Below are 14,766 nucleotides of genomic sequence, written 5' to 3'. Positions count from 1 at the left end.
CCGGAGACGCCCGGAAGGAGGACTCACGTGAACGCCGTGACCGGAGTGGGCCACCCGCTTCCCTCGCTCGGGGCCGAAGGCCCGTTCGTGGAACTCGACGAGGAGTATCCCTGGGACCTGAGCACGGCCGAACAGCAGCCCGTCTGGGCCGACCCCGTACAGGCCGCGGCCGTGCGCGCCGAACTGGCCCACCTGCCCGGTCTGGTCACCTGGGAGGAGGTCCGCCTGCTCAGGACCCTGCTCGCCGAGGCCGCCGCCGGCCAGTACCTGGTGGTCCAGGCGGGGGACTGCGCCGAGGACCCGGCGGAGTGCGAACCGTGGGCGGTCATGCGCAAGGCCGGACTGATCGACGCGCTGGCCGGTGTGATGGTGGCCGGCACCGGTAAGCCGGTCGTGCGCATCGGACGTATCGCCGGGCAGTTCGCCAAGCCCCGCAGCGCGACCACCGAGACCGTCGGAGGGGTCGAACTGCCGGTCTACCGGGGCCATCTGGTCAACGGACCCGAACCCACCCTCGCCGCCCGGCAGGCCGATCCGACGCGCATGCTGGACTGCTATCACGCGGCGTTCCGTGCCGTCACCTATCTACGACAGCGCACCAGCGCCTGGATGCCGCCCACCGGCGCCCCGGTGTGGACCAGCCACGAGGCGCTCGTCTTCGACTACGAACTGCCCCTGCTGCGCCGCACCGTCACCGGTGACACCCTGCTGGCCTCCACCCACCTCCCGTGGATCGGCGAGCGGACGCGGCAGCACGACGGCCCGCACGCCATGATGCTGGCCCAGGTGGCCAACCCGGTGGCGTGCAAGGTCGGACCCACGACGCAGCCGGAGGACCTGCTCGCCCTGTGCGCCCGGCTCGATCCTCGACACGAGCCCGGCCGCCTCACCCTCATCGCCCGCATGGGCGCCGAGGCGGTGGCCACCGCGCTGCCGCCGCTCGTCGCCGCCGTACGCGAGGCGGGTCACCGCGTCGTGTGGCTGAGCGACCCCATGCACGGCAACACGGCGACCTCGCCCGCCGGTACGAAGGTCCGCCCGGTGACCGCGATCGTCGCCGAGGTCCGGGGCTTCCTGAAGGCGGTGACCGAGGCCGGCGGAACGCCCGCCGGCCTGCACCTGGAGACGACCCCGCACGACGTCACGGAATGCGTCTGGGGCGACGACCTCTCCGAAGTGGATTCCGGCCGCGGCGCCCGCGGACCGTCCCACCCCCTGTCCTCCCACTGCGACCCCCGCCTCAACCCGGCCCAGGCCGTCGAAGTGGCACGCGTGTGGGCGAACCCGCCCGCATGAACCCGGCACCCACCGCAGCACGGCATCCCGCCGAAGCTGTCCCGCACGTGCCGTCCCCCAAGGAAAGGAACACCACCATGACCGAGACCGTCATCCGCGCCGAGGACGGCGCGGCCTTCATGATCAACGTCTTCGACGTCGCCCCGGAGAACCAGAAGGAACTCGCCGAGGTCATGAGCGAGTGCGCCGACAAGTACATCCGGCACCACACGGGATGCCTCTCGGTGAACCTCCTCACGAGCAACGACGGCAAGCGGCTCCTCTACATCGCGCAGTGGCGCAGCAAGGCCGACATCAAGGCGGCACTGGGCGACCCCGACATCCAGGCCGCCCGGGAACGCGCGGCGGAGCTGGCCAAGCCCGACCCGCACGCCTACACCGTGTACGCGCTCCACCACCCCGAGAGCTGAGGCCCCGGGACTCTCCAGCCCGGCCGTCCCCACCGGGGCCGCCGGCCGTGTCCACGGCCGGCGGCCCCCGTGCGACGGCCACGGATCAGGCCTCCCCAGCGAGGCCGTTCCGCGGCGGGAGCCGGCGCCCGCACCGGGCTCCGCTTCCCGCCCCCACCCCGTCCGAGCCGGTAGCCGCCGCAACCCGAGGGAGCACTGTGTCCCGTCGTCTGTTCACTTCCGAGTCCGTGACCGAGGGCCACCCCGACAAGATCGCCGACCAGATAAGCGACTCCATCCTCGACGCGCTGCTCCGCAGCGACCCGGCATCCCGGGTCGCCGTGGAAACCCTGATCACCACCGGCCAGGTCCATGTGGCCGGCGAGGTCACGACCACGGCCTACGCCCCGATTGCGCAACTGGTCCGCGACAGGATTCTGGAGATCGGCTACGACTCGTCCACGAAGGGCTTCGACGGCGCCTCGTGCGGGGTCTCGGTCTCCATCGGAGCGCAGTCGCCCGACATCGCCCTCGGCGTCGACACGAAGGACGGGCAGGCCGACGCCCTGGACGGTCAGGGGGCAGGTGACCAGGGCCTGATGTTCGGCTACGCGTGCGACGAGACACCGGAGTTGATGCCGCTGCCGATCCAGCTCGCCCACCGGCTGTCGTCCAGACTGACCCAGGTCCGCAAGGACGGCACCGTGCCCTACCTGCGCCCCGACGGCAAGACACAGGTCACCATCGAGTACCGGGAGCACCGCCCGACCCGGCTCGACACCGTCGTCGTCTCCAGCCAGCACGCGGCCGGCATCGATCTCGGAGGACTCCTCGCCCCCGACGTACGACGCCATGTCGTGGAACCGGTCCTCGCCGAACTCGCCGCCCAGGGGACGAAGCTGGAGACGGACAACTACCGGCTGCTGGTCAACCCCACCGGGCGCTTCGAGATCGGCGGCCCGATGGGCGACGCCGGTCTGACCGGCCGCAAGATCATCATCGACACCTACGGCGGGATGGCCCGTCACGGCGGCGGCGCCTTCTCGGGCAAGGACCCCTCGAAGGTGGACCGTTCGGCTGCCTACGCCATGCGCTGGGTCGCGAAGAACGTCGTCGCCGCCGGACTCGCCACGCGCTGCGAGGTGCAGGTCGCGTACGCGATCGGCAAGGCCGAACCCGTGGGGCTCTTCGTCGAGACCTTCGGCACGGCCGCGGTGGACGAGGACAGGATCGGAGCCGCCATCGGCGACGTCTTCGACCTGCGCCCCGCCGCGATCATCCGCGATCTCGACCTGCTGCGTCCGGTCTACGCGCAGACCGCCGCGTACGGCCACTTCGGCCGCGAGCTCCCCGGCTTCACGTGGGAGCGCACCGACCGGGTGGACGCGCTGCGCACGGCTGCGGGGCTGTGACGTGCGAATCGCCGTCACCGGCTCCATCGCCACCGACCACCTGATGGTCTTCCCCGGCCGTTTCGAGGATCAGCTCCTGGCCGGCCAACTCGGCCACATCTCCCTGTCGTTCCTCGTCGACACCCTCGACATCCGGCACGGCGGCGTGGGCGCCAACATCGCCTACGGCCTGGCCCGTCTGGGCCATCGCCCCCTCCTGGTGGGAGCGGTGGGCCGGGACTACGAGACGCACCACGCCCACCTCGCCTCGCTCGGAGTGGACATGGGGGCGGTCCGTGTCTCCGCGACCCGCCACACCGCCCGCTTCATCTGCACCACCGACGCCTCGGACAACCAGCTGGCCTCGTTCTACGCCGGCGCCATGGCCGAAGCCTCCGTCATCGACCTCGCCGACGTCCTCCGCGCCGGCGCCGGTTTCGACTTCGTGCACATCGGCGCCGACGACCCCGCCGCGATGGCCCGCCATACGCGGACCTGCCGCACGCTCGGCATGCCGTTCGCGGCCGACCCCTCGCAGCAGCTGGCGTGGCTGGACGGACCCGCTATCCGCGAACTCGTGGACGGCGCGCAGTTGTTGTTCACCAACGAGTACGAGCGGGCGCTCCTGCTCGACAAGACCGGCTGGCACGAACGGGACGTCCTGGACCGGGTCGGCACCTGGATCACCACCCGGGGCGCCAAGGGCAGCCGCATCGAACGTCGCGGCGAGCCCTGCGTCGAGGTCGAGGCCGTACCCACGACCGAGTCCGTGGACCCCACGGGTGTCGGTGACGCGTTCCGCGCCGGGTTCCTGTCCGCGACCGGCCACGGACACGATGTGGTGGGGGCGGCCAGGGCCGGATCCGCCCTGGCCACCCTCGCACTGCGGAGCGTGGGACCGCAGACCTACGAGCCGGACCCCGGCCTGCTGGAGGAGTCTCTGACAGCCACCTACGGACCCGGCGCTGCGGCCCTGATGGCGGGAGCACCACTATGACCGCCGCACCGGCCGCCGCGTCGCCGGTCCTGGCGTCGTCCGCCGTCGCACCGCCCGCCGTCGCACCGCCGGCCGGTGCGCGGCCCGGCGGGCCTCCGTCCGGGCCGCGTCCGTCCGTGGCACAGCTCCTGGCGGCGGGGGTGCGCTCGTACTCCTTCGAGTTCTTCCCGCCCCGTACGGAGAAGGGCGAGCGTCTCCTGTGGGAGGCCGTGCGCCGCGTCGAGGCGGTACGCCCCGCGTTCGTCTCGGTCACCTACGGCGCGGGCGGCTCCTCGCGTGCCCGTACCGTCCATCTCACCCGGCGCATCGCGGAGGAGACCACGCTGCGGCCGGTCGCCCACCTCACTGCCGTCGGCCACTCCGTCGCCGAACTCCGCCGCATCATCGGCAGTTACGCCGACGCGGGCATCCGGGACATCCTCGCCCTGCGCGGCGACCCGCCCGGTGATCCGCGGGGATCGTGGACATCGCATCCGCAGGGGCTCCGGCACGCCGCCGACCTGGTGCGGCTGATCCGTGCCTGCGGTGACTTCTCCGTCGGGGTGGCGGCCTTCCCGGAGCGCCACCCCCGCTCCGCCGGCTGGGACGAGGACATCCGGCACTTCGCCGCGAAGTGCCGGGCCGGTGCCGATTACGCCATCACCCAGATGTTCTTCCGCGCGGAGGACTACTTCGGCCTGCGCGACCGGCTCCTGGCCGCAGGCTGCGACACCCCGGTCATCCCCGAGATCATGCCCGCCACCGACGTACGGCAGATCCGCCGGTTCGCCGAGCTCAGCAACGCCACGTTCCCCGCCGACCTCGCCGCCCGGCTGGACGCGGCCCGGCACGATCCGGCCCGGGCCCACCGCATAGGAGTGGAACACGCCACCGCGCTCGCGCAGGAGCTCCTGGACGCCCAGGCACCCGGGCTGCACTACATCACCCTCAACCATTCCACGGCCGCCCTGGACATCCACCGCCGACTGCGCCTGCCCGCCGAGCCCGGTGCGGGGGCACGGGGTGCGGTCCTCGGGCCGGAGGGCGGAGCGGCTCATGCCCGCCGTTGACACGGCTGCCGCGGCCCGGACCGTGAGCCCGGCCGCCGTCCCCCCGCGCACGTGCGTGCCCAAGTCCGCTCCACGGGTGTCCGGCATGTGAGCCACGATCGGGGCGGCGGCAGGGGTGCCGCCGCCCCGCTGGTGCGGTGTTACGGACGTGCTCTACGGAAGGTCACGCCGCACTGCAGGAAACCGTCGGCCAGGTCCAGGACCCGTTGGTCTGGATGGTGACCCCGAAGTTGTTGCCGCTCCCGTTGGGTTTGGCCGTCAGTACCTGGGCGCTCGGGTAGGAGGCAGTGGTGTTCCAGGTCGAGAGGACCTTCTCGGGAGACGGGACATTCATCGTCACGGTCCAGTTGCTGGAGCCGGAGACCGCGACGTTGAGGTTGTACCGGTCGCTCCACTTGTCGCCCGCGGAGAGGGTCGCGGTGCAGCCACCGCCACCGCCGCCCGTGCCGCCACCACCGGTGCCGCCGCCACTACCGCCACCGGTACCGTCCACCGTGATGTTGGAGTTCCCGCTGCTCTGGTAGCCCTCGGTGGCCATGATCATGTAGTTGTGGGTCCCCAGGCTCATTCCCTTCGAGGCCCACGCATCGAAGTGATTGCCGGTGGTGATGGTTCCGCCGGTTCGCTTCGACTGCCTGACACTCCAGTACTGCTGGAAGGTCTTGGTGCCTTCGATGGAGGGCTGGTTGGTGCGCGTCGTCTGGTAGATGTCGTACGTGCCGCCATCACTGGTGACGGTGCCCTTGAAGGTTCCCGTGGGCCGGTAGGTGCCCCAGTTGTCGACGATGTAGTACTCCACGAGCGGGTTCGTCGACCACCCGTAGAGCGCCAGGTAGGCGTTCCCGGACGGGTTGAAGGTGCCCGAGTAGGTGACGCTGCGGCGTCCACCCGTGCTCCAGCCCTTACCGGCCACGAAGTTGCCCGTGTTGCTCCACGACGTGCTGTAGTTGCCGCCGGATCCCAGGTTCATCGAGACGGTTCCGGAACTGTCCGTCCAGAACGAGTAGTAGTAACCGTTGTTGGTACCGGTCTGGTTCGAGTTGACGGCGGTGTCGGCGCTGGCGGCACCGGGCAGTGCGATGGCGGCGATGGTGGCCATCGCCATGGCGAAGACACTGCGGACAAGCAGCTTGAAGCGGCTCACTGGCTTGGTGCGGCCGCTTGTGCGGCTCACTGTTCTTGCGGGTGCGGCGTTCATGTGCGTAATAACTCCTCGTCCTCGTAAGGCCGTTGGGGGCCGGGCAGCGGGGCACGCGTTGCGGAGGGCCGACGAACGGGCGACAACGGCGCATCCGCGTGGGGGTGTCACGCGGCTCGGCCGAACCGGGCCGTCCGTTGCGTGTGGGGCGGCCGGGCTCCGGTGACGGGTCGTGGTGGACCCGAATCAGCAGGGGTTGAGCTCTGCCGACGGCGCCAGTGTTGATGTGCCCTCATCAACTGTCAATGGTTTCGACATTCGCTACGAAACAGTCGACCGACCGCGCGAAGCCACCAGGGCTCGAAATACCAGGTCAATGGCACTGTCGAGTCCGAGAAATTCAGGAAGCACTCACGAGGCCTCATCACGCCATCGGAATCAACGATCGAAACATTCGAAAGTTTCGAAGACTTTCGATGAAGGAGTCGGTGAAGAGTGCCCGGCGCCACGGACGAGAGGGATTCGCCTGATTGCGGCCGCAGCGGGCGGCCCGATCCGCGCGCGCGGAGGATGCCGAGGAAGATCGGATGCGGATGCCGCACTTCGCTGCCGGCCACGCCAAAGAGCCCCTGCCGGGTTTTTCCGACAGGGGCTCTGAGCTGCGGTGGGTGGCCGTGGACATCATTCTGGGCATCACCTACGGCATCTACCGCCTCGCCCGCAGCCAGCGAGCGTGAAGCGGTTCACGTGAGGCATTCGCAGGCATGCACCGGCAATGCCGTCCAGAACCCGTAGCGCACTGCCGACGGCCACCTGCCCGCACAGCGGCAGGCACTCGGCTAGTGACTGAGCGTCAGCGAGCCGACCGGCGCTCCGCGCCCTCTCGCCACTCCCGGCCGATCGATCGAAGCAACGCCGGATACACCCCCAGATACCGGAAGGGTCTGATGCCCAGCATGTACAGCGAGCCGAGGCGGCCGTTGGGTTTCACCAGGACGGCCATCTGGCCGCGGTAGCCACCGCTCCCGTCGGAGACCCAGCCGATGTGCAGCACTCCGTGCATCGTCCCGTTGGCGTACTCGGCCGCCCACTCGTCGTGCGTCTGAAAGACCGACGTGAAGCGCGCCGCGGCGAATTCGGGCCCCCGCGGCCCGTCGCGCAGGTCGTCCGGCAGCCGGTCCCGCAGCGTCGCCACCCGGCCACCCACGCCCGACTCCGGCTTGTCCCAGCCGAGGAGCGAGCCCAGCTTCCAGCGCACCGCGAAGAGGAAGCGGCCCACGGGATTGCCGCCGTCCGGGCCGTCCTTGCCATCCTTGCCGTCCGCCATTTGCTGAGCCAGGTGGTGCAGATCGTCAGGGCCGCCCGGCGTCGGCAGCTCCCACACGTCCTCGAGCCGGAAGTCGCCGGCGATCTCATGGATCCGCCAGGGGCGGGAGGTGTGGTCGGTCGGGTGAAGGCGCAGATGGCTCATGTCGGACCCCTGTCTATACGGTGCCGTATAGATCGAGCATAGCGCCGTCTATACGGCTGCGTATACTCGCTGCGACAAGCGAGGGGAGACACGGCATGGGCACGATCCGCACGCCGCGGGACAAGTGGATCGAGGAAGGGCTGCGGGCGCTCGCCGCCGGTGGCCCCGAGGCCGTCCGGGTCGAGGTCCTCGCCCAGGCCCTCGGAGTCAGCAAGGGCGGCTTCTACGGTTACTTCCGCAACCGCGCCGCCCTGCTGGACGAGATGCTCGAGACCTGGGAGCGCGGGGTCACCGAGGGCGTCATCGAGCGCATCGAACGCGACGGAGGCGACGCCCGGGAGCGGCTCGGCCGTCTCTTCGACTTCGTGGGGGCGGGCGAGAACCCCGTGACCAACGCCGGGATCGAGCTCGCGATCCGCGACTGGGCCCGGCGCGACGAAAGCGTCGCACTTCGCCTCCGCCGCGCCGACAACCGGCGCATGAACTATCTGCGCGAGCTCTACGGGGCCTTCTGTCCAGACGAGGGCGATGTCGAGGCGCGCTGCCTGATCACCTTCTCGCTGCGCATCGGCGACCACCTCATCGCCGCCGACAACGGCCCCCGCAGCCGTGCGGAAGTCCTCGGCGCGGTCAGGAAGCGACTGTTGGACTGAACGGCCACCAGTCCGCGGGCTGCCGCCGGCACAGCATCACGGCCTTGCCACTCATCGGCACCAAGGGCTGGCGGTAACCGGCATCGGCGGGCCGTGGCCGTCCGTCGCTTTCCGCGCAACGCGAAGACCCCGCCCGATCTTTCGATCGGACGGGGTCTTCACCATTCCTGAGCTGACTCAAGAACAGTTGCGCGGTGGACCTGTGGGGATTTGAACCCCAGACCCCCTCGATGCGAACGAGGTGCGCTACCAGACTGCGCCACAGGCCCTTGCAACGAGTGAAACTTTAGCACCCCGACCGGGGTGCTCGGAAATCCGTTCCGCGCTGGTCAGCCGAGTCGGTGTCGCAGCGGGCGAAGCGGGCGTCTCACTCGTTGGCCGCGCGGGGGCGGTCGCCCTCGTCGTACTGGTCGAAGAGCGGGGTACGGCCCCTGTCGCGGGAGCGGCGGGACTGCGCCGAGCGCTGGCGCGGCGCAGGGTCCACCGGGGTCGCCGCGGTCTGCGGGGCGGCGGGCTGGGCCGGCTCGGCGCTGCTGGAGCGTGCCGCGCTCCAGGTCTCCGGGTTGCCGACCTCGATGCCGCCCGTGGCCCGTGGGGCGACGGGGGCGGTGACGTAGGTCGGCAGCGGGACCGGGACGGGCTCCCAGCTGTCGCCCTGGACCCGGCCACGCTCGCGCTGCTGGTCGACCCACTCCGCGTGGTCCGTCTGCTCGACCAGGGCGCGGCGGCCGGCTTCCTGCGGGGAGACCGTGGGAGTGGGCTCGGGGACGGGGTGGCGGGCTTCCGGATCCTCGTCGGAGTCGGCCGAGGCGGTCGTGGCCGGCTGATGGCGGCGGGGGCGGTTCTCCCGGAGCCGCTGCGCCGCGATCTCCGCCCGGCGCCGGTCCATGGTGAAGGCGAACCTGCGCCGCTCCTGGGCACGCAGGTGCACGATGTACGTGCTCAGGAGCACTGCCGGAACGGCCGGGGCCCAGAGCAGGCGGAGGCCGCCGACCGCGGCGACGACCGCACCGAGCGTGAACCCGAGGAAGAGGACGACGGTGGTGCGGCGACGGCGCGCGAGGACCTGCAGGCGCTGCGCACGCCGGGCACGCTCCGCGTCGATTCCGCCGGGGCGCGGACGCCTGGCGGGCTCGGATGCGGAGGAATCGGAAGGGGGCACGGGCCGTTCGCGGGCCTGGCGCTTCTGCGCCCCCCGCTCCTGGGCGGGGCGCTCCGGCGTACGAGCCGGGTCGTGCACCCGGGCCTCGGTGTGCGCCGGAGGCGCGGAAAAGGCCCGGACGTCGACGGAATCCATTCGGTCCGTGACTGCGTCCGGGTCGGCGTCGGGCGCCGCCTCCTCGTCGGTGCGCTCCCGCAGTTCCCTGGCATACCGGCGCTCCATCGCCGCCCGTCCGGACAGCAGCCGGATGGCGGTGCTGAAGCGTTCCGTCGGACGGGCTTCGTTGAGCTCGTCCTGCCTGCGGAGCCACATCGGCACCAAGTAGGCGGCCCAGGCCCCGACAATGACTGCGTAGATCAGGCCGCTGCTGCTCACATCTCACACCGTAGAGGGGTTTGCGTGGAGGCATCCGCCAATTGGCGCGGTGTGTCGCACGATCCGGCTGATATCACGGACTTTTTTTGTGATTGTTCGGATCAACAGTCGATGTTTGCCCGCTCGTTAGCGGTCACCGCCCGATCAATTTCGAACAGACATTTCATTTTGAGCGGTACTCCGGACGTTCGGGACGTGCGCGGTGCCACCTCCGGAGGAGCCCGTCGGGCACCTCCTCCGCGGTGAGCGCGTAGATCAGATGGTCCCGCCAGGCGCCGTCGATGTGCAGATAGCGGGGCCGAAGCCCTTCCTCGCGGAATCCGAGTTTCTCCACGACCCGACGGCTGGGCCCGTTCTCGGGGCGAATGCACACCTCGATGCGGTGCAGTCCGACCGCGCGGAAACAATGGTCGACGGCGAGGGCGACCGCGGTCGGCATCACGCCCCGCCCCGCCACTTCCTGGTCCACCCAGTAGCCGACATGGCCCGAGCACATCGAGCCCCAGGTGATCCCGGCCACGGTCAGCTGACCGACCAGCCGGCCCTCGTACTCGATCGCGAACGGCAGCATCCGGCCGGCGTTGGCCTCGGCCCGCAGATGACGGACCATCTGGCGGTACGTGGGGCGCTGGGCCACCGGTCCGCCGGGGGCGGGCGGGGGCACGGTCGCCTCCCAGGGGCGCAGCCAGTCCCGGTTGCGCCGGTTGACCTCGCGCCACATGCGCTGGTCACGCGCCTTTATCGGCCGGAGGGCGACATCGCCGTCCACCAGGATCACCGGCCACGTCGGGACGTTCAGCTCGGGCTCCCGGGTCGGGGGTGATCGCCGCCGCGGAGCTGGTCGACGGCGTGCACCAGGAGTCGGCTCAGGACCGCGAGCCCATCTCGCACCCCGCCGGTGGACCCGGGCAGATTGACGATGAGCGTACGGCCGGCGACGCCCGCCAGACCGCGCGAGAGCGCGGCCGTGGGGACCTTGTCCCGGCCCTCGGCACGGATCGCCTCGGGGATGCCGGGGACTTCGTGGTCCAGGACGTTGCGCGTGACGTCGGGGGTGCGGTCGGTGGGCGAGATGCCCGTACCGCCGGTGGTCACGATGACGTCGTACGCGGCGGCCACCCCGTCCCGCAGCGCCTGCTCGACCGGGTCGCCGTCCGGGACGACCTGCGGCCCGTCGACGGTGAAGCCGAGCGCGGACAGCGCCTCGGTGATCAGCGGGCCACCCTTGTCCGCGTAGACCCCGGCGGCGGCGCGGTTCGACGCCGTCACCACGAGGGCCCGGTAGCCGGCGGCAGCCGGCCCCTGGGCGCTCATGCCTCCGCCCCGGAAGGCGCATGGTGCCGGTAGTCGCCGGACTTGCCGCCCGACTTCGCCTCGACCCGGACATCAGTGATGACCGCGGACTTGTCGACGGCCTTGATCATGTCGATGACGGTGAGCGCGGCGACCGACACCGCGGTCAGGGCCTCCATCTCCACGCCGGTGCGGTCCGTCGTCTTCACGGTGGCCGTGATCTCCACGGCGTCGTCGGCCACGGCGAGGTCGACCGTGACGCCGGAGACGGCGAGGGGGTGGCAGAGGGGGATGAGGTCGGGGGTGCGCTTGGCGCCCATGATCCCGGCGATGCGCGCGGTGGCGAGGGCGTCGCCCTTGGGGACCCCCCCGCCCCGGAGCAGCTCGATGACACGCGGCGAGACGAGGACCCTGCCGCTGGCGCGGGCGACACGCGCGGTGACGTCCTTCGCGGAGACGTCGACCATACGGGCGGCGCCCGCCTCGTCGATGTGCGTCAGCCTGTTCTGCGTACTCAACTAACTCCGCCTAGCGGTAGGGCGCCGGTTGCCCCGGGGCTGCACCGGGGTGCAGGCCCGGGGTCCGGGGGGTGTCCCCCGGAAGGCACAGCGGCAGACACCGTACCGCCACCGGGCGCCGGTCAGCGGAGCACGATCACCTCGGTGTCCGCGCCGGGCTCGGCGGAAGTGACGTCCTCGGGCAGCACGATCAGGGCGTCCGCCCGGGCGAGAGCGGCGATCAGATGCGATCCGGAGCCGCCGACGGGGGTGACCGTGCCCGCCTCCGCGTCGTACGTCCCGCGCAGGAACTGCCGTTTGCCGGCCGGCGAGGACAGCGCCTTGTCGGTGACCAACGAGGCCCTGACGGTCGGGCGGTTCACGTCGGGCAGGCCCATCAGGGTGCGGATCGCGGGTCGTACGAACAGTTCGAAGGAGACGTAACTGGAGACCGGGTTACCAGGCAGTGCCAGCAGCGGGGTGTGATCGGGGCCGATGGAGCCGAAGCCCTGCGGCTTGCCCGGCTGCATGGCGAGCTTGCGGAAGTCGACGCCGCCGCCCGGCTCGTCCTCGTCGCCGACGGAGGACAGGGCCTCCTTGACGACGTCGTACGCGCCCACGCTGACGCCTCCCGTCGTGACGACGATGTCGGCACGGATCAGCTGGTCCTCGATCGTGGCCCGGAGCGTCTGCGCATCGTCGGAGACGGCGCCGACGCGGTAGGCGATCGCTCCGGCGTCGCGCGCGGCGGCCGTCAGCGCGAAGCTGTTCGAGTCGTAGATCTGGCCGCCGGTCAGTTCCTCGCCGGGCTGGACCAGTTCGCTGCCGGTGGAGATGACGACGACGCGCGGCCGGGGCCGCACCTTCACCGTCGAGCGGCCGATCGCGGCGAGCAGGCCGATCTGGGGCGGCCCCACCACCGAACCGGCGCGCAGCGCCATGTCCCCCGGCCGCACGTCGCTGCCGCGGGCCCGGACGTGGGCGCGGGCCTCGGCCGGGCGGTGCACGCGGACCTCGCCGCGCGCGCCCTCGGGGTCGTCACTGTGGGCGCGCATCGTGGCGGCGGGCCCACCGCCGCTGCCGCCGTCGGTCCATTCGACCGGGATCACGGCCTCGGCACCGGCAGGGAGCGGGGCACCCGTCATGATGCGTGCGGCCTCGCCCGGCCCCACACGCTGGTTGCCGAGCAGGCCGGTATCGCCCGCCGCGACGTCTCCGATGACGGTGAGGACGGCGGGGAACTCCTCGGTGGCGCCCTCCACATCGGCGACGCGCACCGCGTAGCCGTCCATCGAGCTGTTGTCGAAGGGCGGCAGGGCGATCTCCACCACGACGTCCTCGACCAGGACGCAGCCCTGGGCCTCGGGCAGTTGCAGCTCGATGGGTTCGAGCGGCCTCACCGCGGCGAGGATGTCTTCCAGGTGCTCGTCCACCGACCAGATCGTGCTGCTCAAGGTCCTACATCTCCTCGGTGACGTAACTGCGGAGCCAGGTCCGGAACTCCGGACCCAGGTCTTCACGTTCGCACGCAAGTCTGACAATGGCACGGAGGTAATCGCTCCGGTCACCGGTGTCATAGCGGCGGCCCTTGAAGACGACACCGTGCACCGGACCGCCGGCCTTCTCGTCCTCGGCCAGGAGTTGGAGGGCGTCCGTCAGCTGGATCTCGCCGCCGCGGCCCGGCTCGGTCCTGCGCAGTATGGCGAAGACCGCGGGGTCCAGGACGTAGCGGCCGATGATGGCCAGATTGCTGGGCGCGTCGGCGGGCTCGGGCTTCTCGACCAAGCCGGTGATCCGCACCACGTCGCCCTCGGCGGTCGGCTCGACGGCCGCGCAGCCGTACTGGTGGATCAGTTCGGGCGCGACCTCCATGAGCGCGATGACGCTGCCTCCCTCGCGCTCCTGGATCTCCACCATGCGCGCCAGCAGCGGGTCGCGGGGGTCGATCAGGTCGTCGCCGAGCAGGACCGCGAACGGCTGGTCGCCGACGTGCGGGGCCGCGCACAGCACCGCGTGACCGAGGCCCCTCGGGTCACCCTGGCGGACGTAGTGCATGGTGGCGAGGTCGCTCGACTCCTGGACCCGGCGAAGCCGTTCGGCGTCGCCCTTGCGGGTCAGCGCCGACTCCAGTTCGTAATTGCGGTCGAAGTGGTCCTCCAGGGGACGCTTGTTGCGACCGGTGATCATCAGGACGTCGGAGAGTCCGGCGGCTACCGCCTCCTCGACGACGTACTGGATGGCAGGCTTGTCGACGACAGGCAGCATCTCTTTGGGAGTGGCTTTGGTGGCCGGCAGGAAGCGGGTACCGAGGCCCGCCGCCGGGATGACAGCCTTGCTGATCCTGAGGTTCGACTGAGTCATGCGCCGAACCCTAACCGGCGTACATGGGCGGAAGATGAGGCTCCGGTTAACTTTGTACTCACATATGCCGGTACGAGAGGTCTGTAGGTGCCCCGTTGAACACCGACATGTCCGCAAAGGCACTCTTGCGGCGTGAATTGCTCGCCGCACGACGCCTCCTGACCAGTGAGGACGTCCAACGGGCCGCCGCGGTTCTGGCCCGTCGCGCACTCGAACTCCCGGAGCTCGCCGGGGCCCGCACCGTCGCCGCGTATGTCTCGGTGGGGAGCGAACCGGGGACCCGTGCCCTGCTCGACGCACTGCGCACCCGGGGCGTGCGTGTCCTGCTGCCAGTACTCCTCGCGGACAACGACCTGGACTGGGCGGCGTACGAGGGGGCTGACGGCCTCGAGAAGGCCGGCCGCGGGCTTCTCGAACCCGTCGGCGAGCGGCTCGGCCCGGACGCGGTCCTGGACGCGGACGTCGTACTCCTGCCGGGCCTGGCCGTGGACGGGCGCGGGATGCGGCTCGGCCGTGGCGGGGGCAGCTACGACCGGGTGCTGGCGCGTCTGTCGGCGGCCGGGGCACATCCCGCACTGATCGTGCTGCTGTACGGCGACGAGGTGGCCGCGCGGGTCCCGGAGGAACCGCACGACCACCCCGTGGACGCCGTGGTGACACCGGCCGGCTTCCGGCGCTTCGGCGGTGGCTGAAG

General features: G+C 70.9%; 16 protein-coding genes and 1 tRNA gene. 8 read left to right on the top strand and 9 right to left on the bottom strand.

The annotated features are described in order from the left end of the window. Positions 1-27: 27 nt before the first annotated feature. The 5 genes from OG538_RS21705 to metF all read left to right on the top strand — a co-directional run bounded on the left by OG538_RS21705 (position 28) and on the right by metF (position 5,122). Complete coding sequence (locus tag OG538_RS21705; protein WP_406096030.1) at positions 28-1,296, top strand: 3-deoxy-7-phosphoheptulonate synthase; 1,269 nt, start codon at positions 28-30, stop codon at positions 1,294-1,296. 77 nt (positions 1,297-1,373) lie between these two features. After that, positions 1,374-1,706 (top strand): antibiotic biosynthesis monooxygenase, encoded by a 333-nt coding sequence (locus OG538_RS21700; protein ID WP_401290753.1) that lies wholly within the window; start codon positions 1,374-1,376, stop codon positions 1,704-1,706. Between the two features lie 197 nt (positions 1,707-1,903). Further along, complete coding sequence (gene metK, locus OG538_RS21695) at positions 1,904-3,097, top strand: methionine adenosyltransferase (protein WP_406096028.1); 1,194 nt, start codon at positions 1,904-1,906, stop codon at positions 3,095-3,097. A 1-nt stretch (position 3,098) separates the two neighbouring features. Next, positions 3,099-4,073: a carbohydrate kinase family protein gene (locus OG538_RS21690; protein ID WP_406096026.1), complete on the top strand. Its 975-nt coding sequence runs from the start codon at positions 3,099-3,101 to the stop codon at positions 4,071-4,073. Continuing rightward, positions 4,070-5,122, top strand: a complete 1,053-nt coding sequence (metF, locus tag OG538_RS21685) for a methylenetetrahydrofolate reductase [NAD(P)H] (protein WP_406096024.1) — start codon at positions 4,070-4,072, stop codon at positions 5,120-5,122. Before OG538_RS21690 ends, metF begins: the two co-directional genes overlap by 4 nt. 163 nt (positions 5,123-5,285) lie before the next feature. Here metF and OG538_RS21680 read toward each other — a convergent pair whose 3' ends face one another. Then, the gene (locus OG538_RS21680; protein ID WP_406096022.1) at positions 5,286-6,320 is read right to left on the bottom strand and encodes a glycoside hydrolase family 11 protein; all 1,035 of its coding nucleotides are present in this window, start codon (positions 6,318-6,320) and stop codon (positions 5,286-5,288) included. 527 nt (positions 6,321-6,847) lie between these two features. Here OG538_RS21680 and OG538_RS21675 point away from each other — a divergent pair. Continuing rightward, a complete protein-coding gene (locus tag OG538_RS21675) occupies positions 6,848-6,997 on the top strand; it encodes a hypothetical protein (RefSeq protein ID WP_406096020.1) in 150 nt (49 codons plus the stop codon). A 116-nt stretch (positions 6,998-7,113) separates the two neighbouring features. Here the strand turns inward: OG538_RS21675 and OG538_RS21670 are convergent, their stop codons facing one another. Continuing rightward, the gene (locus tag OG538_RS21670; RefSeq protein WP_406096018.1) at positions 7,114-7,731 is read right to left on the bottom strand and encodes a DUF2867 domain-containing protein; all 618 of its coding nucleotides are present in this window, start codon (positions 7,729-7,731) and stop codon (positions 7,114-7,116) included. 95 nt (positions 7,732-7,826) lie between these two features. Here OG538_RS21670 and OG538_RS21665 point away from each other — a divergent pair, with 95 nt between their 5' ends. Then, on the top strand, positions 7,827-8,384 hold the full coding sequence (locus OG538_RS21665) for a TetR/AcrR family transcriptional regulator (RefSeq protein ID WP_406096016.1): 558 nt from the start codon (positions 7,827-7,829) through the stop codon (positions 8,382-8,384). A gap of 195 nt (positions 8,385-8,579) precedes the next feature. Here OG538_RS21665 and OG538_RS21660 read toward each other — a convergent pair. The 7 genes from OG538_RS21660 to galU form a co-directional block, all read right to left on the bottom strand. After that, positions 8,580-8,653: transfer RNA gene (locus tag OG538_RS21660), tRNA-Ala, on the bottom strand. Positions 8,654-8,751: 98 nt separating this feature from the next. Beyond that, positions 8,752-9,921, bottom strand: a complete 1,170-nt coding sequence (gene glpR, locus OG538_RS21655; RefSeq protein WP_406096014.1) for a gephyrin-like molybdotransferase receptor GlpR — start codon at positions 9,919-9,921, stop codon at positions 8,752-8,754. Between the two features lie 163 nt (positions 9,922-10,084). Beyond that, positions 10,085-10,699: a GNAT family N-acetyltransferase gene (locus OG538_RS21650; RefSeq protein ID WP_406096011.1), complete on the bottom strand. Its 615-nt coding sequence runs from the start codon at positions 10,697-10,699 to the stop codon at positions 10,085-10,087. Between the two features lie 17 nt (positions 10,700-10,716). Then, the gene (locus OG538_RS21645) at positions 10,717-11,235 is read right to left on the bottom strand and encodes a molybdenum cofactor biosynthesis protein B (RefSeq protein ID WP_406096009.1); all 519 of its coding nucleotides are present in this window, start codon (positions 11,233-11,235) and stop codon (positions 10,717-10,719) included. Beyond that, positions 11,232-11,732, bottom strand: a complete 501-nt coding sequence (gene moaC / locus OG538_RS21640; protein WP_406096007.1) for a cyclic pyranopterin monophosphate synthase MoaC — start codon at positions 11,730-11,732, stop codon at positions 11,232-11,234. The genes OG538_RS21645 and moaC overlap by 4 nt, the downstream gene beginning before the upstream one ends. Before the next feature lie 122 nt (positions 11,733-11,854). Further along, positions 11,855-13,165, bottom strand: coding sequence for a gephyrin-like molybdotransferase Glp (gene glp / locus OG538_RS21635; protein WP_406096006.1), 1,311 nt, complete (start codon positions 13,163-13,165; stop codon positions 11,855-11,857). A gap of 4 nt (positions 13,166-13,169) precedes the next feature. After that, positions 13,170-14,072, bottom strand: a complete 903-nt coding sequence (gene galU, locus OG538_RS21630; protein WP_406096004.1) for a UTP--glucose-1-phosphate uridylyltransferase GalU — start codon at positions 14,070-14,072, stop codon at positions 13,170-13,172. A 107-nt stretch (positions 14,073-14,179) separates the two neighbouring features. Between galU and OG538_RS21625 the strand changes: the two genes are divergently transcribed. Then, positions 14,180-14,764, top strand: coding sequence for a 5-formyltetrahydrofolate cyclo-ligase (locus OG538_RS21625; protein WP_406096002.1), 585 nt, complete (start codon positions 14,180-14,182; stop codon positions 14,762-14,764). Positions 14,765-14,766 lie beyond the last annotated feature (2 nt).

Origin of the sequence: Streptomyces sp. NBC_01013, from assembly GCF_045162765.1 — a bacterium.
GTDB lineage: Bacteria > Actinomycetota > Actinomycetes > Streptomycetales > Streptomycetaceae > Streptomyces.
Note: the sequence above shows the minus strand (reverse complement) of the source record. Positions and strands in the feature narration are given on the sequence as shown.